Origin of the sequence: Shinella sp. WSC3-e (assembly GCF_945994535.1) — a bacterium.
Classification (GTDB): Bacteria; Pseudomonadota; Alphaproteobacteria; order Rhizobiales; family Rhizobiaceae; genus Shinella; species Shinella yambaruensis.
Window position 1 is genome coordinate 117929 of sequence record NZ_OZ000532.1, and the last position, 20825, is coordinate 138753.

The following is a 20825-nucleotide window of genomic DNA, read 5'->3' on the forward strand; positions in this document are numbered from 1 at the left end:
CCTCCCAAGGACGTCATAGCCCTGCCCTGAGCGGGAGTTCGCGTCAACCACCGCGGCGAAGCAATAGGCGATGAGATGATGACGACCGCCGTGCCGCGGAAGTGGAGCTAGCGATCGAGGTCGGCATGATCGAGCCCGAAGTGGTCCAGCACCAATTGAAGATTACGATGGTTGGACTTGAAATAGACGTCGAAGACGTCGCCAAGCACCGGCACGCTTCCCGCAACCGTGTCGAACCCGACATTGAACAGCATCCTGACGAGCTTGTCATTCGGGACGCCGAGACGACGCGCCTCATTGACGATGACGAGGCTGACGGCGGCTGCGGCAAAATCGCCGATGCCGGGGATCAGGCCCAGGACTGAATCCGCCCCAAGCGAGACCCGCGTGCCGGGAATGCGCAGCGCCGTATCCATCAGCCGTGCCAAGCCGCGCATCCTCCGGAGGCGTGCCAGTCGTTCGATCGGTAGATTATGTTTGTTCATCGCCCACCTGTACTCTGTGTAGGTAGTCCTGCCAGCCCGCCGTTTCCAGCTGACCGCAATGGCATGAGCCGGCACGAGGCACATCACCGCCATGAATTCCGGAGATCGCACCGACCTTTGGATGGCTTTGCAGACTACGCCTCCTTCCGCTTCAGCGTCCCTGGCTTTTCGCCATCGGGAAGGAACGGTTTCCGGATGAAGACCACTCGCTCGGGAAGCTGCTCCGGAGACGGCCATCGTTCGGCGACCTCCTGCGCGCGGTCAAAGCCGTTGCGGTCGCCCGGCATCTGGATATCGGTGAACATCAGGACGAAAGCAGCCCGATGCCGTTCCAACCGGGCGACGGCCTTCGCGACATCCGTTGCTTCGAGCGCGCGCGCCATCGACAGGCTGAGGACGTCGTCTAGCTTACAGCAAACAACCGGATTCGTTTCATCGAGGTCAAACGATCTGCTTGATGAAGCTCTCCAACATGGTTTTCAGGCGCTGGGCATCCTCGTTGCCATAGCTGTCCTCGACCTTGGCCTCATGCTCCTCGACCCGCTTGTTTTGCGACGCAAGCATCGCGGCGCCTTTGTCGGACAGGAACATGCGGACCTTGCGACGATCCGCCGGATCCGGAACCCGGTAGACCAGAGCGTCCTGCACCATGCGATCGACCAGCTTTGTCAGCGTCGGCAGGTTTAGCGCCAACTCCTCCGCGAGCTTGCCCATCGGCAAGCCGCCTGATTCCGAAAGAACCTTCATCAGGCGCCACTGGTCCAGCGACACGCCCTCGGCCGTCAACTGCCGGCTCAGATGGCGATTTGCCTGGGCAAGCAGATGCGAAAGATGTTCGTTGAGCAAGCGTTCGGCCATGATTCTTTAATCAGCAATTGTTTAATCGGAAACTGTATATATAGTGCTTCTGTCCTGCCGCATAGGCTGGCGCCAACGAAAACAAAACATTCACAATCCGGCATTGCGGAGCGTGTGTCTGGGGTGGAGCGAAAAACAAAAAGGGGAGAATGCCGTGACGCTCGATTTCGCCCTGGCCGGTGGCGCCCGCAGCATATGGATGCGCGGCCCGACCTCCTCGCGTCTGCCAAAGGCTCCCCGGGGTTCGTTTCCGTTTTCGCAAAACGCGCGCGGACACAAAGCGTTTGCGTCGCGCAAGCGTGAGCCCATCCGGATCGGGCTGCTGGTTCCCTTTCAGGGCGCGGATGCGATCTGGGGGCCATCCTGCCAGTACAGCGCCGTTCTCGCGGCGGCGGAGCTCAACGAAAAAGGCGGCATACTTGGCCGGCAGATAGAGCTTCTGGCGGCCGACGCCGGCGGCAGCCCGCAAGCCGTTGTCGAGCGCGCCCGCGACCTTGTCGAGCGCCAGGGCGCCAATGCGTTGATCGGCGTCCACCTCTCCTCCGTCAGGGTCGAACTCGCCCGTGCGCTGGCCGATCGTGTGCCCTATGTCTTCGCGCCGCTCTTTGAAGGCGGCACGGAAAGCGAGAAGGTCTTCAGCATAGGCGAGGTGCCCGAAAGGCAGTTTTCAGGTCCGGTCAGCCATTTCATGGACAATCAGGCGGCCAGGCGCTGGTTTCTGGTCGGCAATGATTACGTTTGGCCCAGGGCTTCGCACAACTGGGTGCGCGATTTCGTTCTGGGGCGTGGCGGAGCGGTCGTCGGCGAGGAGTATGTCGGGCTTGGCTATGACACGACCCACCTTGTCGATATGATCGAGGCGGCCAATCCCGATATCGTTTTCCTCTCCCTTGTCGGTTCGGAATGCGTGCCGTTCAACCGCATGTTTGCCGAACGCGGCCTTTCCCGCCATATCCTGCGCCTGTCGGGCGCTGTCGAGGAAAATACGCTGATGGCGATTGGCGCGGACAATACCGAGAACCTGTTTTGTGCCGCAGGCTATTTCAGTGCGTTGCAGACGCCGGAGAACCACACCTTTCTCAAACGCTACCGGGATGCTTTTGGCGTGACGGCGCCCGTGCAGGGCGTGTTGAGCGAAGCCTGCTATGAAGGCCTTCGCTTCTTCGGCGCCCTGGCAACCCGCGCGCAGTCGCTTGAAATCGATGCCCTGTCGCAGGCCTTCGAAGGCTTGAGCTTCGAAAGCCCGCGCGGCGTAACCACGGTTCGAAACGGCGTCGCCTCCGGGCCGACCTATCTCGCCCGCGCCGAAGGCACCGAGTTCGAAGTCTTGCGCAGCTTCGACAACGCCTGATCCGGAATTTCCGAGCTTCGATAAACAGATAGCACAGGTTCAGCCCGCAAATCCGGACCGCGCTTGAAAGGCGTGCGCCGCATCTTCCCCATCCGGCTGTTTTGAAAGCGCTTTCCAGCTTCGCCAAAGGGCTGCGGAAGACAAAACCTGTCGCCTTATAAAAATACTTGAAAAAGAAAATATTGAATATATAAACATATCGACCGCATGAAATCCTCCTGCCCGCTTCCTTCCGGTTCGGGCCGGGCCTGCAGGCTGCCGCCTGCCGGAGCGGATTCGTGCGCCTATCCGGAGCTATAAAAGAGGGTGAACTCATGAAAATCAGCAGACGCCTGTTTCTCGGCGGCACGGCCGCTGTTCTGACCGCACCGTGGGTCAATCGCAGCTTTGCGGCCGACGACATCACGATCGCAAGCATCTACGATCTTTCCGGCGGTCTCGAGATCTACGGCCAGCCGATCGACGCCTGCCTCGATCTTGCCGTTTCCGAACTGAACGAGGCCGGCGGCCTGCTCGGTCGCCAGATCAAGGTCCAGAAGTACGATCCGCAATCCAACATCCAACTCTATACGCAGTTTGCGACGGAAGCCGCAACGAGCCTGCAGGCTGCAACGGTCTTCGGCGGCATCACCAGCGCCTCCCGCGAAGCCATCCGGCCAATCCTCGGCCGTTACCAGACGCTCTACTTCTACTCGCCGCTCTACGAGGGCGGTGTCTGCGACCGCAACACCTTCCTGACGGGCTCGACCCCTTCGCAGACGATCGGCCAGCTGATGCCCTTTGCCGTCAAGAACTTCGGCAAGAAGGTCTATGTTCTGGCAGCGGACTACAATTACGGTCAGATTTCCGCCAAGTGGGTACGCGACTTTACCGCGCAAGCCGGCGGCGAAGTCATTGCCGCCGAATTCTTCCCGCTCGACGTCACGGATTTCAGCGCGGCGATCCAGAAGATTCAGCGCGAAAAGCCCGACGTGATCTATACGCTCCTGGTGGGCGGCAACCATATGTCCTTCTTCCGCCAGTGGGCGGCGGCGGGCATGGCAGGCCAGATCCCGATCGTCTCCACGTCTTTCGGAGGCGGTAACGAGCACATCGTCCTGACACCCGCCGAATCCGATGGCGTCATGGCCGCGTTCGGCTACTTCCAGGAGATAAAGTCGCCGGCCAACGAGGCCTTCGTGAAACGCTACCACCAGAAGTTCGGAGACAAGGCGCCCTATGTGACCGAGCACGCCTCGGCGACCTACAACGCCGTCCACCATTGGGCAAACGGCGTCAGGAAGGCGAACTCCCTTGATCGCATGGCGGTCATAGAGGCGATCGAGAGCGGCTCGACGGTGGACGGCCCCGGCGGCTCCTCGACGATTGATCCCAAGACGCACCATTGCGCCACGGACGTCCATATCGGCCGGGTCAAGGACCACAGCTTCGAAATCCTCGAAAGCTTCGCAAACCAGCCGCCAGCCGACACGGCTGCCGTTTGCGACCTGGTCGCCAACCCGAACGACAACCAGCAATACGTCATCCAGTAGCCGCGGACGCATTGCCTCCCGGCGCGTGGCAGGCCGCGCACCGGGAGCCCATACGGGACAAATCCAGTGGACTATCTTCTTGTTGTGCTGCTCCAGATCGCTGGAGCCGTCGGCAATCTCGCGCTTGTCAGCGTCGGGCTTGCCGTCATCTTCGGCATGATGCGGGTCATCAACCTCGCCCATGGCGAGTTCATCATGCTCGGCGGCTTTGCCGCCATCTTCAGCGTGCAGGCCGGCATCAACATCTGGCTCGCCATGCTGGTGATCGCGCCGCTGAGCGTGGCCGTGCTCGGCGTGCTGGTCGAACGCCTTGTGATGCGCCGTCTTTATGGCCGCATGGTCGACACCATGCTGGCAAGCTGGGGCCTGAGCCTGCTGCTCATCGGGCTCGCCACCACCTTCTTCGGCAATCGCGTCGTCGGCGTCGCCGCCCCGGTCGGGAGCTTCCGCATCGGTGAATACAATCTCGGCGCGTATGATTTCGTGCTGGCCGGCATCGCCCTCGTCGTCTTTGCCGCGGGCTACGCGATATTGCGCTTCACCCGCGTCGGCCTGGTTGCCCGGGCAACCATGCAGAACCGGGAAATGGCCTCGTCCCTCGGCATCGAACCCTCGCGGGTCTACGCCGTCACCTTCGCGATCGGCTCCGCCCTCAGCGGCTTGGCGGGCGGGCTGCTTGCGCCGATATCCGGCGTCTTGCCCACCATGGGCGTCGCATATGTCGCCAAGGCCTTCATCACCGTCATCACCGGCGGCGCCAGCGTCATCACCGGCACGGCGCTGAGCTCGACCCTGCTTGGCAGCATAAACACGGTCTCCACCTTCATCACCACACCGGTTCTCGGCGACGTGGCCCTGCTTCTGGCTGCCACCATCTTCCTGCGCCTCCTGCCGACAGGCATCACCGGCCGCATCTTCAAGGGGGCACCATGACATTGTCCACGTTCTGCCGTGCCAGCGGCACGCATGTCGCGCTCGCAGCCGTCGCCATGCTGGCAGCGATCGTCATCTTCCCGAAGGTTGCGCCGCTCTACACGCTGATCAACGTGACGCTCTACATGTCCATGGGCGTCTTTGCGCTGAGCCTTGCGCTTCTCTGGGGCTACGGCGGTATCCTTTGTTTCGGCCAGTCGGCGTTCTTCGGCCTCGGCGCCTATGCCTATGCCATTGCCGCCATCAACTTCGGCGACACAACGCTGGCATCTGCGTTCGCCATCGCGATTCCCGCCCTTTTTGCCGCCGGCCTCGGTTATTTCCTGTTCTATGGCCGTCTCAGCGATGTCTATCTCGGTGTCATCACACTCACCGTCACGCTCATCCTGTTCAAGCTGATCAACAGCACCGGCGGCGACGCCTGGCGGATCGGCGAGGCGCGGCTCGGCGGCTTCAACGGCATTCCCAACACGCCGCTGCTGACAATGCCGTTCACCGGCATCCCGCTGTCCCCTGCAAACCTGTTCACGCTCGCCTGCATCGCCCTGTTTGCAACCTATGCCCTTTGCAAGAGGCTGATCACCACCCGCTTCGGCCGCGCCGTGATTGCCGTGCGGGAAAACGAGGTGCGGGCGGAACTGCTCGGCTACAATGCCAGGCGCCTGAAGCTCGCCATCTTCGTCATCTCCGCGGGCATTGCGGGGCTGGCCGGATTGCTGTTCGCCAACTCCGTCTTTGTCAGCCCGACCATGTTCAGCCTTTCCATGGCCGCGCAGGTGCTGATCTGGGTCGTGGTCGGCGGCCTTGGCACGCTCTTCGGCCCAGTCGCGGCCTGCTTCGCCCTGCAAATCGCGGCGGCGGCACTCGGCAAGCTCGGCCTTATCGACCCCAACATCGTGCTCGGGCTGGTGCTGGTCGTCTTCGTGGTCTTCGTACCGGGCGGCATCCAGCCGGCCCTCGCCGCGCTCCTTGCCCGCATCGCCACCCCGCCCCGCGGGTCCCCGGGACATATGCGCGAGGAGGCCGCATGATGAGCGGCTATCTCCTCGAAGCGCGGGATGTCGCCATGCATTTCGGCGGCGTAAAGGCACTCGACGGCGTGGATTTCCGCCTGAAGAAGGGCGAGCTGCGCTGCCTTCTCGGCCCCAACGGCGCCGGCAAGAGCACCTTCTTCCGCTGCCTCACCGGTACCCACAAGCCAACCCGGGGGCATATCCTCTTCAAAGGCACCGATATTGCCGGCAAGGAGCGGCATGACATCGCCCGTGCCGGCATCGGGGTGAAGACCCAGGTGCCCAGCCTGTTCGACGGTCTCACCACCCACGAGAACCTTTGGCTTGCGCTCCGCACGGTTCGGAACGCTGCCGCACGGGAGGAGAAGATCGCCGATGTGATGGAGCGGGTGGGCATTTCACCGCTGCGGGGCAACGTACTCGGGCGCATGGCCCATGGACAGCGCCAGCTCGTGGAACTGGCGATGGTTGTCGCCAGCGATCCGGATCTCGTGCTGCTCGACGAGCCGGCCGCCGGCATGACCGACGGCGAGGTGGAGCGCCTCGCCTCCATCATTCGCGATCTGAACCGCACCCATACCGTCGTGGTCGTGGAGCATGACATGCACTTCATTCGCATGATCGCGGACCAGGTCACCGTCTTCCATCAGGGCCGCATCCTCGCGGAAGGCCATGTGGAAAGCATCCTTGCGAACCAGACCGTCCGGGACGTCTATCTGGGGAAAAAACATGGCGCCTGATCTCCTGACCGCCGAGAACCTTCAGTCCGGCTATGGCCGCATTCCGATCCTCTTCGGGATCAGCCTGTCGATTGCGGAAGGCGAGTTCGTCGGCATTCTCGGCCATAACGGCATGGGCAAATCAACGCTGCTGCGCACGCTGATGGGCCACATCGTCCCGACTGGCGGCAGCATCCATCTTGCCGGTCGCGACGTGACCAGCGCCTCTCCCGCCGCTCGCTCCCGCGCCGGCATCGGCTATGTCCCGCAAGGGCGCCAGATATTCCCGGCGCTTTCCGTAATGGACAATCTGCGCGTCGGCGCCCCCCACCAGAGCCCGAAACAGGCCAAGGCGATCATCGATCAGGTGATCGAGGACCTGCCGCGGCTGAAGCCGATCCTGTCGCGGGCCGGCGGGGTGCTCTCCGGGGGCGAGCAGCAGATCCTCGCCCTTGCCCGCTGCCTGTGCGCCCATCCCAAGCTGATCCTGCTCGACGAGCCGACCGAGGGCATTCAGCCGTCCATCATCGAGGAAATGAAGGACACGCTGAAGGCCCTCGCCCGCTCGCGCAACCTTTCGATCCTGCTCGTGGAGCAGAACCTCGAATTCATCAGCGATCTCGCCACCCGCGTCCTCGTCATCAAGCGCGGCCAGCTCTCCGGCGAGATCGACCCCGCCAAACTGCACGACGCCGATCTGGCGGGCGAATTCCTGCCCGCCTGATCTCCTTCAACACCCAGAAAACGAGGTCATCATGATCACCATCACCGCCGTCATCCGCGCCCGCAAGGGCTATGAGCAGACCATGGCCCAGGCCCTGCTCGAAGTCGCCGAGCATGTGCGCGCCAACGAGCCGGACACGATCGGCTTCCATATTTCCCAGGATGCGCAGGATCCCTGCCTGTTTGCCACATACGAGCGCTTTGTCGATCGCGCCGCGATGGACCTGCACAACAATTCCGACGTCGTCGCCCGCTTCTTCGGCATCGCAAAGCCGATCCTCGACGGTGAGGTCATCCTGATCACCGCCAACGAAATTTCCGCCAAGGCCTGAACATCGACGAGGGGAGCAAAGTATCATGAACGCACCTGTAACTCTCCAGCGCCTAGGCGCGGATGCTGCCCGCTTCGTGGCGAAGGAAAAGAAGCTCTATATCGACGGCACGTGGGTTCCGGCTATGGAAGGTGGCACCATCGACGTCATCGACCCCGCAACCGGCAAGGCCTTCGATCGTGTCCCGGAGGGCAAGGCCGCCGATATCGACCGCGCCGTTGCCGCCGCCCGCAAGGCGTTCGATGACGGCCCATGGGCCAACATGACGCCGGCCGACCGCGGAAAGCTCGTCTGGAAGCTCGGCGATCTCGTCGAAAGGCATGCGGACGAACTGGCGGAGCTCGAGGCGCTGGACAATGGCAAACCGGTGACGGACGCCAGGAACGGCGACGTTGCCTTTTCTTACGAGCTGCTGCGTTACATGGCCGGCTGGAGCACGAAAATCTGCGGTCAGACCATCCCGCTGTCGGCTGGCGCTCCGTTCCATGCCTATACGCTGCGGGAACCCGTAGGTGTCTGCGGACAGATCGTGCCGTGGAATTTCTCCTTCATGATGGCTGTCTGGAAAGTGGCCCCGGCGCTTGCTGCGGGCTGCACCATCGTCCTCAAGCCGGCCGAGCAGACGCCGCTGACGGCCCTGCGTCTTGCCGAACTCGTCGAGGAGGCCGGTTTCCCCGCTGGCGTTTTCAACGTGGTGACAGGCTATGGCGAAACGGCAGGCGCGGCCCTCGCCGCCCATCCCGATGTCGACAAGGTCGCCTTCACCGGTTCCACCGAAGTTGGCAAGAAGATCCTCGACGCGGCCAAGGGAAACCTGAAGAAGGTCTCGCTCGAGCTCGGAGGCAAGTCGCCGATGATCGTCTTTGCCGACGCCGACCCGGCTGTTGCAATCCCCGCCATTGCCTACGGCATCTTCTACAATATGGGGCAGACCTGCACCGCCGGAACCCGCCTGTACGTGCACAAGGACATCGCCGATACCATCTTGACCGGCCTTAAGGCCTTCGCCGAATCCATGTCGATCGGCGTCGGCCTCGATCCGAAGACCCAGATCGGGCCGCTTGTGTCCCAGGAGCAGTTTGACCGCGTCAGTGCATATGTGAAGGCAGGACTTGCCGATGGCGCCAAGCTCTATTGCGGCGGAAATCGTGCGGGAACGGAAGGATACTTCCTCGAACCGACGATCCTGACGGAAACCACCTCCGACATGTCTGTCGTCAAGGAAGAGATCTTCGGGCCGGTCCTCGTCGTTGCCACCTTCGACGATGACAATATCGACTCCGTCGTCAAGGAGGCCAACAACTCGATCTACGGATTGGCAGGCAGCGTTTTCACGCGCGATGTCAGCCGTGCCCACAAGGTCGCAAAGAAGCTGAAGGCAGGCACGGTCGGGGTCAACACCCACCACGTCATCGACCCCGCGCTTCCCTTCGGCGGCTTCAACCAGTCCGGCTGGGGGCGCGAGCAGGGCTATGAGGCCATTCTTCTCTATACCGAGGTGAAATCCGTCGGCATCGCGCTGTGACCACCCTGCGGCGTGGCGGCTTCAACCGCCGCGCCAACCCTTCCGGTATCGGAGCAAGAAGTGAAAACGCATGCACAACCTGACGATCAACGGCGAACGCCTTTGGCGGACGATCACGCAAACCGCCGCCTTCGGCGCCGGCCCGGATGGCGGCATCCGTCGCTTTACGCTTTCACCGGAAGACAAGAAGGTTCGCGACTGGCTTCGCGAACAGTGCGAAGCCATCGGCTGCAGCCTTAAAGTCGATACGGTCGGCAATATGTTTGCGACACGCCCCGGCACCAGGGAGCATGCACTGCCAATCGCCATGGGCAGCCATCTCGACACGCAGCCAACCGGGGGCAAGTTCGACGGAATCCTCGGCGTTCTTGCCGGGCTGGAAGTCCTGCGGACGTTGCACGACGCCGGTTATGAAACCGAGCATCCGGTGATGCTCATCAACTGGACGAACGAGGAAGGCGCTCGTTTCGCGCCCGCCATGCTCGGCTCCGGCGCGCATGCCGGCGTCTTCGACCAAGCCTTTGTGGACAGCCGCCTCGACACCGGCGGCGTTTCCTTCGCCGAAGCCATCGAAAAGATCGGCTACCGCGGCGAGACCCCCTTGGGAGAAACGTCCTTGGCCGCCATGTTCGAACTGCATATCGAGCAGGGGCCGGTTCTGGAACGGGAAGATATCGAGATCGGCGTCGTGACCGGCGTCCAGGCGATGCGTTGGTACGATCTTGCCATCACCGGTCAGGAAGCCCATGCTGGCTCCACACCGATGGACATGCGCTGCGATGCGCTCGCCGACGCAGCCGCGATTGTCCTTGGCGCCCAGGAAATAGCCCGCAAGCTGGGCGGCATGGCGACGACGGGCCAGCTGTCGATCAACTCGCCCTCCCGGAACGTCATTCCGGGCAAGCTGAGCATGAGCCTCGACCTGCGCCACGTCACAGACGGCGGGCTCGACTCACTGGAGATCGAAGTGACAGATCTCATCCGGAAGCAGTGCGGCAAGCGCGCGCATCTCCAGACGGTCTGGATCAGCCCGGCCGTGCATTTTGATAATGATTGCATTGAAACGGTTCGACGTGCCGCGGAACGGCTCGGAACCAGCAGGCGCGATATCGTCTCCGGCGCCGGCCATGACTCTGTCCATGTGTCGCGCATCGCGCCGACGACGATGATCTTTATTCCATGCAAAGACGGCCTGAGCCACAACCCAGCCGAAAGTGCACGGAAGGAGCATTGCGTTTTGGGAGCCCAAGTGCTGCTCGAAAGCATCATTTTGCACCAGTCCTCCACAGGCATTTGAAATTCCTTCGATCTCCTCCGTACCAGCCGATCAGTGGTCGGGCGCATGTCCAGCATCCGCGAGCGGCAGGGCGTATGCTATGATCATCTGATCGGCCAGGCCGGGACCGAACCCGAGAACGCTTGACGCCGCCAGGTCGTGTGAAGGTTGCCTGCGAAAACCGAGGCCCTCATACAGCTTGCATGCCGCCGTCATGAACTCGGCAGTGTGCAGCGTGAGCGCATGTGCTCCATCTTGGCGGGCGCGCCCTATGCACCACGAACACAGTGCGCGACCGTAGCCATGCCCCTGTGCCGACGGTGCGACGGCCAATGTTCGCAGTCCTGCAACGCCGGAAGGCCAGCCCATTCCCTCATGCGATGCGTCTGCGTAGTAGGTGACCGTCCCGACGAGGCACCCTTGCATCTCGAGCACCGCAATGTCCGTCTGCCCCCACCGGCTCGCGAAATCACACGAGTCCTTCAAATAGGGATCGAAGATGTGCGCCGGCAAAACTCCCCGATAGTGCGCGAAAGCATCGGCAACAAGAGCAGCCACGGCGTCAAGTTCCCGGCGCCCGGCAAGGCGTATCATACGTTCCGTGTCGATCATTTCGTGTCCTCGCTTGAGGTGACGGGAAAGGCTGCTTTCCCTCAAGGCTTACGGCGCTCCGCCTTCGGCAACGTCCCATTGTTCGGAGCAAAGCCGGCCAGGCTTGCATAACCGCGCACGACCTGCTCGCGTTCCTCGTAGGATGCGACCGCCTCGATGTCGTCGAAACCGTCGGGTGCGCGCGCCTCGACGAGATCGATCACGCCTTCCGGCCCACCCCTGCGGTTCGACAGGACGACTTGTGATGTGGGCGGGCGGCGCTCGCTGTCATAGGCGCCGAGCGCGGCCTCGACGGTCCCGTGGGTTCGCAGATGCTCTGCCACGGACCGGGCGTCGAGGATGGCCTGGCTCGCGCCGTTCGAGCCGACGGGGTACATGGGATGGGCGGCATCTCCCAGCAGGGTGACGCGTCCGAACGACCAGCGCGGCAACGGCTCCCGATCGCAATTGGAATATTCGTAGAACGCGCCGGTAGCGCGGATGATCCCGGCCGGATCGACGTAATCCAGGCGGAAGCGATCCCGCACGAACGGCAGGACCCGTGCGAGTTTCCCCGGCCGACTCCAGTCCCCGAGGGTGAAGCGCCCGGCCTGCGGCGCACGGCTGCGGGCCATCACGGCCCAGTTGGTAAGGCGCATGGCCGGATCGTCCGGATCCTTGCCGATCGGATAGAAGACGAATTTGGCATGGTTGCCGCCGGCGACTGCCATGGTGCGGCCGTCCCGCCATTTCGGCCAGCGCGTGGCGCCGCGCCAAAGCATGACACCATTCCAGATGGGCGGACCTTCATCCGGGTAAAGCGTTGCGCGTACAGTCGAATGAATGCCGTCAGCGCCGATCAGCAGGTCACCGCCCGCCTGCGATGCCCTACCACCTTCTGACAGCTGAACGGTGACGCTCCGCTCGTCTTGCGCAAAGCCGTGCACGCGGCATCCCGTGCGGATGATCCCCTGCCCCAGCCGTTCGATGACGGCCTTGTGGATAAGGCCCAGCAGCCTGCCGCGATGGATGCTGACCTGCGGCACGGCATGACCGGCCTCGATCCCGCGCAACTCCTGCCAGACGACCTGGCCGAACCGAGTCGCATAGATCAGCCCGCGCGTGCGGATTCCCGCTGCGTCGAGGTCGTCCATCAGTCCGAGTTCGGCCAGAAGGCCGACAGCATGCGGCAACATGTTGATGCCGACGCCCAGCTCCCGCACCGCATCCGCACGCTCGAAGATCTCCACCTCGACCCCGGCCCGGTGCAGGAAGAGGGCGGCCGTCAATCCACCGATACCGGCCCCCGCGATCAACGCCTTCATGGCCCTGCTCCCGGTTCGCGCTGCATGGCGACGGGTTCGGCAGTACCATGCCCATAGCGAGCTCCGATCTCCCGCAAAGCGCGGAGAAGATAGCGCGTGAACATCCAGCGCTCCGATCCTGCATTGCTACCAGGCTATGGGTATCGAACGCGTGCTCTGACGGAAATGACAGAAATATCGTATTTTCTGCCAAGGCGCCGCCGAAACCCTGGCGGCAGCGATTTCCCGAAGTGTGCGTAGGCCACATGTCTAACTGAGGGACATCCGGGCCTTAACGGATACGTCGGCAACGCCTCACCGATCAGCCCGGCACGGGCCAGTTCTCGCAGCGCTCGATCAGGATAGCGGGTGATATGCCCTCCAGGTCCAGGGCCGGGAGAAGGTCGTTGTCAGCAATCAGGTCGCGGTTCATCGAGGATGAGAAGATGTTGATGCCGGCTTCGTGCAGAATGGCCGGCCGGCCGGCGATGCGGCCGAGCAGGCTGGTGGGCACGAGGCCGAAGGGCACGTCCTCGTAGATGTAGCGGCTGTCGACGGTCGCCGGGCCGAAGCCGCCGCGCCCTTCCGCATGCATCTGCTGGTTCATCTCGGACACGGTGCCCATTGGCACGTGGAAGGACAGGGAGAAGTGTTCCTGTACCGTGCGAACGGACAGGCCGAAGCTCTCGGCGATCCTCAGCCGTTCAAGGTCGAGCGCCTCGATGAGCCGCCCGACGGCGGGCGTGACGTTTTCACCCTGGCCCCATTTTTCGCCCTTTTCCATGCGGGTCAGGTTGAGAAGCGCGATGCCGAGGTGGTTCTGCGGATTGAGGTTTGAAAGCGCGATGGCGAGGAGGCCGTCGCGGATGACGAACCGGTCGCCGAAGAGCTCTGTGCAAAGCGCCTTGCCCATCTCGGCTTCGGACTTCGGCAATGTTGCCACATCGACCTTCTGGCGCACGGAATTGACCGCAACGCTGGTGCCGTCCGGCTGCTGGCGGCCGGTCAGGAGCGTCGTGCCCCAGATGATAATGGGCAGGCGCACGCCGCGTTCGGCGAGACGCCCGGCAAGGTACAATGCGCCGAAGGAGCTGTGCGAGCTGATGATGACGGGCTGTCCGGAAACAAGGTGGGGAACGGCGGCGTCGAAGACATGGCGGTGGCCGTTGGCGGGCAGGGCGACGACCACCGCATCCACGCCCTTGACCGCGTCGGCGCAGTCGCGGGCGACCGCAACCGTTCCGGAGAATTCGACCGCGCCTGTCGCTGTCAGCGGCGCGCCTTCTGCGAGCTTGCGGGTGCGCTCCCCGGAGGGAGACCACAGGACGGGCTGGTGTCCAGCCCTAGCCAGGAAAGCCGCCATGCCGAAGGCGATCGCGCCCGCGCCGAGAATTCCAATCCGCATCGATTATCTCCCTGTTCGTTTCGAGCACCGGGCAAGGCTGCCACCGGCACCGTTTGGCCAAAGGTTTCCCTGCCGATATGGCAGCCGGGGGTGTATTTTCTACAAAAACACCAGACAAAAAAATCTTGTGTTTTGTCACTAGCGCACAGAATGCGTTTTATGCACAGTAGAATTGTCATAATGCAAGGAATGCATGATACCCATGGAAGTCCGCGACCTCGAGGCATTTCTGGCAGTCATGTCCACCGGCAGCATCACCGCTGCCGCCCGGCTGCTCGATCGCTCGCAGTCGCAGGTGACGCGCCTCATCCAGGATCTCGAGACATCGCTGGGCTTTCCGCTGTTCGAGCGCAACGGTCCCAAGATCACGCCGACGGACGAAGGGGTCGCCTTTCATGACGATGCCGAGCGCTTCTTCAGCGGCATCGGCCACCTGCGCGACCGGGCCAAGGCGATTGCCGGCCGCGAGCCAGAACCGATCGAGATCGCCGCGACGCCGGCCTTCGCAAGCGGCATCATTCCGCTCGCTCTCGCCGAATTGCCCGCGGAGCGGCTTCCCCGCACCATGCAGCTGCGCAGCATGCCGGCGGAAGCCGCCATCCAGTCGGTGCTCGGCCGCACCGCGGATTTCTGCGTGACGTCACTGCCGGCCGACCAGCCGGGCCTGGAAGTGCAGGGTTTCTTCGAGGGGCGCTGCGTCGCTGCCGTCGCCCATCACGATCCGCTGGCGAAAAAGTCCGTCATTTCCATCGCCGACCTTGCCGATCGTACACTCGTGACCATGGCGAACCCGTTCCGCCTGCGCCACCGGGTCGATCAGGCGCTCAAGGCGGCGAATGTCCGCCCCGCCCGCGTCATCGCGACGAACGCGACGATGAACGCCGTGCAGATCGCCTCGACCGGGCTCGGCATTGCCGTAATCGAGCCCGCCACGGCCTACGGCCTGCAGTCTGCGCCCGTTGCGATCCGGCCGCTCGATGTCGATGTCCCGTTCCTCTGGGCGATTTTTTCCGCAACGGCGCGCCCGCTTTCGGCCGGCGCGCGCGCGCTCATCCGGCAGATCGTGGATGTCGCATCCAGGCGTATTCCGGATCTCGTCATCCATGACCCGCGCCAGATGGCGCGCATCGCGGACCGCACGTTTTCCGGCCGCGCCGGCGACCCCGCTCCGGCCGGCGGCGATGCCCGCGACATGCCCGACGTGAATGAAAATGAGCCCGCAAAGACCAAAACAAGGAGAGAGTGACATGAAGGACTTTACCACAACACGCCGCTCGACGCTGAAGCTGCTTGCCGCCGGCACCGGCATCCTTGCCGCTCCGGCCATTATCCGTCCGGCCTTTGCCCAGAGCAAGGTCGTCAACATCACGACCTACGACAAGTTCGTACCCCAATCCTTCATCGACCAGTTCCAGAAGGATACCGGCATCGAAGTGCGCATCCGCCTCACCGACGACCAGGGCAAGCAGTACAATCTGCTGACCGCCGAGGGTGCGACGCCTTCCACCGACATCGTCACCGTCACCGGTCACCGCCTGTCGCAGTTCCTGAACTCGAACCTGCTTTCGGCGCTCGATACCGGCCGCCTGAAGAACTGGGACAAGCTCGCCGCCGCCTACAAGGGCGCGCCGCAGCTCACCATCGACGGCACCACCTACGGCCTGCCGCTGCTTGCCGGCTATGAAGGCCTGGCGCGCAACACCGAATACACCAAGGAGACCGATACCTGGGGCCTTATGTTCGAGGACGAGTTCAAGGGACTTACCTCCTATATCATCACCGACTTCCTCTCGATAGTCATGACCTACCAGGGCAATGACGGCGACTACGTGACCTATGGCGACAAGCCGGATGTCGCGCAGACCGCCACCAACCAGGCCCGCGACTTCCTGATCCAGCACAAGGACAAGGTGCGCAAGTATTACGACGCCGGCTCCGAGGTGCAGCAGATGTTCCTCAACGAGGACATCTATCTGGCACAGGTCTGGTCCGGCCCGGCCGCCAAGCTCATCATGGACGGCCACCCGATCGAGATCTCGGTGCCGAAGGAAGGCACCTATGGCTTCCTCTACTCGTTCAACGTCGTCAACAACGCGCCGAATGCGGACGCCGCCTATACCTTCCTCGACGCGATCCTTTCCTCTCCGGAAATCGGTGCGGCGATGACCCGCCAGTCCGGCTTCGCCTCGGCCTTCGCAGGCGTCAACGACGTGCTGGACGATCGTGAGCGCGCAGCCCTTTCGCTGCCCGACGAGCAGGCCCAGCGCATCCAGTTCTTCAGCTCCGTCAACCGCGACATGAAGAACGAGATGATCGACAAGGCCGCCGCCGAGATCAAGGCGGCCTGATCCTGACGACAGGCGCGGCCGGTCTTCGGCCGGCCGCGCATGGGCATCCTTCGAAGCCGGGAACGACGAGAATGGTGGATACGACGATGCAGCCCCGAACCGTCACCTCGACGGCGCCGCCGCGCTACGCCGGATGGATCGGCAGGACGGTCAATTCGACCCTTTACCGCAATACGATCGGGCTTCTGGCCAGCAACCGCTGGGTCCGGCTTGCCGTGCTGGCGGGCGTGCCGCTCGTTTGGATCGCCGCGTTGCATCTCGGCCCCATTCTGCAGATGGCCAATATCAGCTTCCTTGCCAACTACCCGCCCCGGCCGGGCGTGGACAGCGGATACACGCTGGAGAACTACGGCTTCTTCTTCTCCGACCGGCTCTATTTCATGCCGTTCGTGCGCAGCCTCATCTTCGCGGCCGTCGTGACGGTCTCGACGCTGGTGATCGTCTATCCGGTCGCCTACTACGTCGCGAAAGTGGTGAAGCCGAAGAACCGGATGCGCGCGCTGCTGCTGCTGCTCATTCCGTTCTGGGCCGGCGAGCTGATCCGGACCTTCTCGGTCATCATGCTGCTTGCAAACCGCGGCGCCGTGAACGTGCTGCTGCGGGAGCTCGGCTTCATCGACCGGCCGATCCCGATGCTCTACACCTTCTTCTCGCTGAGCTTCGGCGTCGTCTACCTGCTGGCTCTCTACATGCTGCTGCCGCTCTATTCGGCGATCGAGAAAATCCCGACGCCGCTCATCCACGCCGCATCCGACCTCGGCGCCGGGCCGTTCCAGCGCTTCCGCCGGGTCATCCTGCCGCTTTCCAAGGACGGCATCGTGTCGGGCTGCAGCCTCGTCTACCTCACCACCATCGGCGTCTTCGCGGCGCCCCTGCTGCTCGGCGGACCGAACGCGGTCATCTTCCCGGAGGTCATCGCCACCCTCTTCCACGGTTCGAACGACAAATGGCCGGAAGGCGCCGCCTTCTCGATGCTGATGCTCGCCGTCTCGCTGACGACGGTCGGGCTCTTCATGCGGATCGTCGGCGGACGCTCCGTCCGGCTGATGTGAGGAGAGGATGATGAGAACCTATTTCAACGACCTGCCGAAGACGGCGCTTGGCGCGTCCTACTGGCTCTTTGCGGTCTATCTCGTCCTGCCGCTGTCGCTGATGATGGTGATGAGCCTCAAGGATGCCAATTTCATCGCCTTCCCGATCAACAGCTGGACGCTCGACTGGTATGCGAAGGTGCTGCAGGACCGGCAGTTCATCAACGCCTCGCTCTACTCCATCGGCATCGCGCTCGCGACCACGGTCTGCGCCACCATCATCGGGGTCTGGATCGCGCTCCTGATCTCGGCGGAGAATATCTGGGGCAAGGCGGCGATCTTCGCGCTTGCCTGCCTGCCGGCCGTCGTCCCCGGTCTCATCAACGCCATTTCCATGCGCATCTTCATCCGCGCGCTGGACATTCCGACCGGAACCTTCGCCATCGTGCTCGCACACACGGTGCACGCGGTTCCCTTCGTGGTGATCATGGTTCTGACGCGCCTGCGCTCGATGCCGGCGAACCTCGTAGATGCCGCGCGCGATCTGGGGGCAGATCCGTTCATCGCCTTCCTGCGCGTGACGATCCCCTATCTGATGCCCGCGCTCATCGGCGGCATGATCTTCTGCGTGCTGACCAGCATCGACGACTTCGTGCGCACCTTCTTCCTCGGCGGATACCAGCCGACCCTGCCCATGCTGATCTTCGCCAAGGTGCAGGGCGGCATGTCACCGGAAATCAACGCCATGGCGACGATCGTGCTCATCGTCACGACCATTGTCGGCCTCTATGCCGAATACTTCACCCGCCGTTCCAGGAGCTGATGCGTATGCAGCCTGTCGTCCAATTCAAGAACGTCAACAAGTTCTACGGAACGCAAGCCGCCGTAGAGGATCTGGACCTTGCCATCGATGCGGGCCAGTTCGTCACGCTGCTCGGCCCGTCGGGCTGCGGCAAGTCGACCACGCTACGCATGCTCGGCGGCTTCGAGGACCCGACCTCCGGCGAGATCTATCTCGATGGCAAGCCGATCTCGCACCTGCCGCCGAACCGGCGCAATGTAAACATCGTCTTCCAGGACTATGCGCTGTTCCCGCATCTCTCCGTCATGCGCAACATCGCCTTCGGGCTGGAGCTGAAGGGCCTGGCGCAGGATGCGATCCATCGCCGCGTCACGGAGCTTCTCTCCCTCGTCTCGCTCGCGGATTATGCCGAGCGCATGCCGGCCCAGCTGTCCGGCGGCCAGCGCCAGCGCGTGGCGCTGATGCGCGCGCTCGCACCGGACCCGAACGTGCTGCTGCTCGACGAGCCGCTCTCGGCGCTCGACGCCAAGCTGAGGCAGCAGATGCAGATCGAGCTGAAATCGATCCAGCAGAAGACCGGCAAGACCTTCCTCTTCGTCACGCACGACCAGGAAGAGGCGCTTACCATGTCCGACGTCATCGTGGTGATGAACAAGGGACGGATCGAGCAGATGGGCGGGCCGGACGAGCTTTACGCCCGTCCGCGCAGCCGCTTCGTCGCCGACTTCATCGGCCGGAGCAACTTCATCGAGGGCAAGGTGGTCTCCGTCTCGGGCAATATCGCCAGCCTGGACTGGCAGGGCAACATCATCCACGCGGACGTCAACGGCACGTCGCCTGCGACAGGCAAGGTCGTAACGGTCGCGCTGCGCCCGGAAGCCCTCTACTGTCTGACGGAGAAGCCAGAGGGACGGCTGGCGCTCAAGGGGCGCATAACCGGCCGCGTCTTCAAAGGCGCGCATACCTCGCTCACCGTCACGCTCGAAAACGGCACCAGCCTGCTGGTCCAGCTCGACCCCGTGGCACTGTCGCATATCGAGGGGGACGACGTCTGGATCGGCTGGCGCGAACGCGACGCCGTCCTCCTGGCGGATTGAAACGGAGAGTGGAATCATGATCGACAGACAGCAGCAGCAAAGCCGGCTCTCCAGCCTCAATGCGCGCGTGAAGCAGGACCTCGGCTATCTCAACTATCCGCCGGCCAACTGGTCGAAGCCGGTCACGACGGCCGACGGCGGGCCGGTCAGCGACGTCGTCGTCATCGGCGGCGGCATGTGCGGCCTCGTCGCCTGGCATGCGCTGACGCGCGCCGGCATCGTCAACCTTCGTATCGTCGACCGCGCGCCGAAGGGGCTCGAGGGCCCCTGGCTCACCTATGCCCGGATGGAGACGCTGCGCTCACCGAAGATCCTGCTCGGCCCGGCGCTCGGCGTCGCCTCGCTCAGCTTCCGGGCGTGGTTCACCGCGCTTTACGGCGAGGGCGAATGGGAGGAGCTCTACCGCATCCCCAGGCCCATGTGGATGGATTACCTGTCCTGGTATCGCGAGGTCATGGACGTCCCGGTCGAGAACGACACGCATGTCACCCGCATCCTGCCGCGCGAGGACAGTCTTCTCGAACTCGAGATCGCCGGCGGCGCCCGTCCGTCGATCGTTACCCGCAAGCTGGTGATGGCGACCGGCCGCGACGGCCTCGGCGAGCCGACGATTCCGGATTTCGTCAAGGGCATGGAGCGGCACAGGTCCTGGGCGCACTCGGCCGACGAGATCGATTTCGACCGGCTGAAGGGCAAGCGCGTCGTCGTCATCGGCGTCGGCGCCTCGGCGGTGGACAATGCGGCCGAAGCGCTGGAGCAGGGTGCCGGCGAAGTCCGCCTTCTCGCCCGCCGCAAGGAGATGCCGACGATCAACAAGCTCATGGGCATCGGCTCCTACGGCGTCATTGCCGGCTTCGCCGAGATCTCGCCGGAATGGCGCTGGCGCCTGATGGACTATGCCGCCAAGCAGCAGACGCCGGCACCGCACAATTCGACGTTGCGCGTCAGCCGTCACCCGAACGCCTATTTCCATTTCGGCTGCGCCATCGCCTCGATGAAGGAGGAGGACGGCGAGGTCGTCATCACCACCACGAACGGCCGCGTCTTCCGCACCGATTTCGTCATCCTGGGGACCGGCTTCTCGATCGATCCCATGAGCCGGAGCGAGCTTGCGCCCTACCAGGACAGGATCGCCTGCTGGGAGGACCGCTACGACCCGCCGGCGGGCGAGGAAAATCCCGGCCTCGGCCGCTTTCCCTGGCTGAACGGCGATTTCTCCTTCACCGAGAAGGAACCGGGCACGGCACCCTGGCTGAAGGACATCCACTGCTTCAACTACGGCGCCTCCGTCAGCGTGGGCAAGGTGAGCGGGGACATTCCGGCGATCAGCGAGGGCGCGCTCTGGCTTGCGCGCGGCGTCGCCGCCTCGCTCTTCATCCGCGATGTCGATTATCACTGGGAAGCGCTGCTCGCCTACGAGAAGCCGGAACTCGACGGAACCGAGTGGACCGATGCCGACGCGCCGGTGCAGGCACAGAAAACCGCGTGAACGAACGCGCG

The 20825-nt window shown here is 63.4% G+C and carries 21 protein-coding genes; 15 read left to right on the forward strand and 6 right to left on the reverse strand.

From position 1 onward, the window contains the following. Positions 1–107 precede the first annotated feature (107 nt). The 3 genes from AABF56_RS27275 to AABF56_RS27285 form a co-directional block, all read right to left on the reverse strand. Entirely contained in the window at positions 108–485 is a 378-nt protein-coding gene (locus AABF56_RS27275) for a DUF4112 domain-containing protein (protein WP_244770710.1), read from the reverse strand. Between the two features lie 134 nt (positions 486–619). Beyond that, a complete protein-coding gene (locus tag AABF56_RS27280) occupies positions 620–868 on the reverse strand; it encodes a response regulator transcription factor (RefSeq protein ID WP_272808226.1) in 249 nt (82 codons plus the stop codon). Between the two features lie 58 nt (positions 869–926). Continuing rightward, positions 927–1343: a MarR family winged helix-turn-helix transcriptional regulator gene (locus AABF56_RS27285; protein WP_272808227.1), complete on the reverse strand. Its 417-nt coding sequence runs from the start codon at positions 1341–1343 to the stop codon at positions 927–929. Positions 1344–1497: 154 nt separating this feature from the next. On the opposite strand from AABF56_RS27285, the gene AABF56_RS27290 reads away from it, so the two are divergent. The 9 genes from AABF56_RS27290 to AABF56_RS27330 all read left to right on the forward strand — a co-directional run bounded on the left by AABF56_RS27290 (position 1498) and on the right by AABF56_RS27330 (position 10768). Next, positions 1498–2694 carry a substrate-binding domain-containing protein gene (locus AABF56_RS27290; RefSeq protein WP_244770631.1) on the forward strand — a complete coding sequence of 399 codons (1197 nt, stop codon included), beginning with the start codon at positions 1498–1500 and terminating at the stop codon, positions 2692–2694. A 314-nt stretch (positions 2695–3008) separates the two neighbouring features. Further along, positions 3009–4226, forward strand: coding sequence for an urea ABC transporter substrate-binding protein (locus AABF56_RS27295; RefSeq protein WP_272808228.1), 1218 nt, complete (start codon positions 3009–3011; stop codon positions 4224–4226). 66 nt (positions 4227–4292) lie between these two features. Beyond that, positions 4293–5159, forward strand: coding sequence for a branched-chain amino acid ABC transporter permease (locus AABF56_RS27300; protein ID WP_272808229.1), 867 nt, complete (start codon positions 4293–4295; stop codon positions 5157–5159). Further along, positions 5156–6190, forward strand: coding sequence for an ABC transporter permease subunit (locus tag AABF56_RS27305; RefSeq protein WP_272808230.1), 1035 nt, complete (start codon positions 5156–5158; stop codon positions 6188–6190). The genes AABF56_RS27300 and AABF56_RS27305 overlap by 4 nt, the downstream gene beginning before the upstream one ends. After that, positions 6190–6912, forward strand: a complete 723-nt coding sequence (locus AABF56_RS27310; protein WP_272808231.1) for an ATP-binding cassette domain-containing protein — start codon at positions 6190–6192, stop codon at positions 6910–6912. The genes AABF56_RS27305 and AABF56_RS27310 overlap by 1 nt, the downstream gene beginning before the upstream one ends. Beyond that, a complete protein-coding gene (locus AABF56_RS27315) occupies positions 6902–7615 on the forward strand; it encodes an ABC transporter ATP-binding protein (RefSeq protein WP_272808232.1) in 714 nt (237 codons plus the stop codon). Before AABF56_RS27310 ends, AABF56_RS27315 begins: the two co-directional genes overlap by 11 nt. Positions 7616–7646: 31 nt before the next feature. After that, positions 7647–7946, forward strand: coding sequence for a putative quinol monooxygenase (locus AABF56_RS27320; protein ID WP_244770637.1), 300 nt, complete (start codon positions 7647–7649; stop codon positions 7944–7946). 25 nt (positions 7947–7971) lie between these two features. Next, a complete protein-coding gene (locus AABF56_RS27325) occupies positions 7972–9471 on the forward strand; it encodes an aldehyde dehydrogenase family protein (RefSeq protein WP_272808233.1) in 1500 nt (499 codons plus the stop codon). Between the two features lie 70 nt (positions 9472–9541). Next, entirely contained in the window at positions 9542–10768 is a 1227-nt protein-coding gene (locus AABF56_RS27330) for a M20 family metallo-hydrolase (RefSeq protein ID WP_272808234.1), read from the forward strand. 30 nt (positions 10769–10798) lie between these two features. Here AABF56_RS27330 and AABF56_RS27335 read toward each other — a convergent pair whose 3' ends face one another. The 3 genes from AABF56_RS27335 to AABF56_RS27345 form a co-directional block, all read right to left on the reverse strand. Beyond that, on the reverse strand, positions 10799–11359 hold the full coding sequence (locus AABF56_RS27335; protein WP_272808235.1) for a GNAT family N-acetyltransferase: 561 nt from the start codon (positions 11357–11359) through the stop codon (positions 10799–10801). A 41-nt stretch (positions 11360–11400) separates the two neighbouring features. Further along, positions 11401–12663 carry a flavin-dependent oxidoreductase gene (locus AABF56_RS27340; protein ID WP_272808236.1) on the reverse strand — a complete coding sequence of 421 codons (1263 nt, stop codon included), beginning with the start codon at positions 12661–12663 and terminating at the stop codon, positions 11401–11403. Between the two features lie 301 nt (positions 12664–12964). Further along, a complete protein-coding gene (locus tag AABF56_RS27345; RefSeq protein ID WP_272808237.1) occupies positions 12965–14047 on the reverse strand; it encodes an NAD/NADP-dependent octopine/nopaline dehydrogenase family protein in 1083 nt (360 codons plus the stop codon). 193 nt (positions 14048–14240) lie between these two features. Between AABF56_RS27345 and AABF56_RS27350 the strand changes: the two genes are divergently transcribed. The 6 genes from AABF56_RS27350 (at position 14241) to AABF56_RS27375 (ending at position 20814) form a co-directional block, all read left to right on the forward strand. Then, on the forward strand, positions 14241–15293 hold the full coding sequence (locus AABF56_RS27350) for a LysR family transcriptional regulator (RefSeq protein WP_272808238.1): 1053 nt from the start codon (positions 14241–14243) through the stop codon (positions 15291–15293). A 1-nt stretch (position 15294) separates the two neighbouring features. Further along, a complete protein-coding gene (locus AABF56_RS27355) occupies positions 15295–16395 on the forward strand; it encodes an extracellular solute-binding protein (protein ID WP_244770644.1) in 1101 nt (366 codons plus the stop codon). Positions 16396–16466: 71 nt separating this feature from the next. Continuing rightward, a complete protein-coding gene (locus AABF56_RS27360; protein ID WP_336314401.1) occupies positions 16467–17447 on the forward strand; it encodes an ABC transporter permease in 981 nt (326 codons plus the stop codon). A 10-nt stretch (positions 17448–17457) separates the two neighbouring features. Further along, complete coding sequence (locus AABF56_RS27365; RefSeq protein ID WP_272808240.1) at positions 17458–18249, forward strand: ABC transporter permease; 792 nt, start codon at positions 17458–17460, stop codon at positions 18247–18249. 5 nt (positions 18250–18254) lie between these two features. Further along, on the forward strand, positions 18255–19325 hold the full coding sequence (locus tag AABF56_RS27370) for an ABC transporter ATP-binding protein (protein WP_272808241.1): 1071 nt from the start codon (positions 18255–18257) through the stop codon (positions 19323–19325). A 16-nt stretch (positions 19326–19341) separates the two neighbouring features. Continuing rightward, positions 19342–20814 carry an NAD(P)-binding domain-containing protein gene (locus tag AABF56_RS27375; RefSeq protein WP_272808242.1) on the forward strand — a complete coding sequence of 491 codons (1473 nt, stop codon included), beginning with the start codon at positions 19342–19344 and terminating at the stop codon, positions 20812–20814. The last annotated feature ends 11 nt before the right edge of the window (positions 20815–20825 follow it).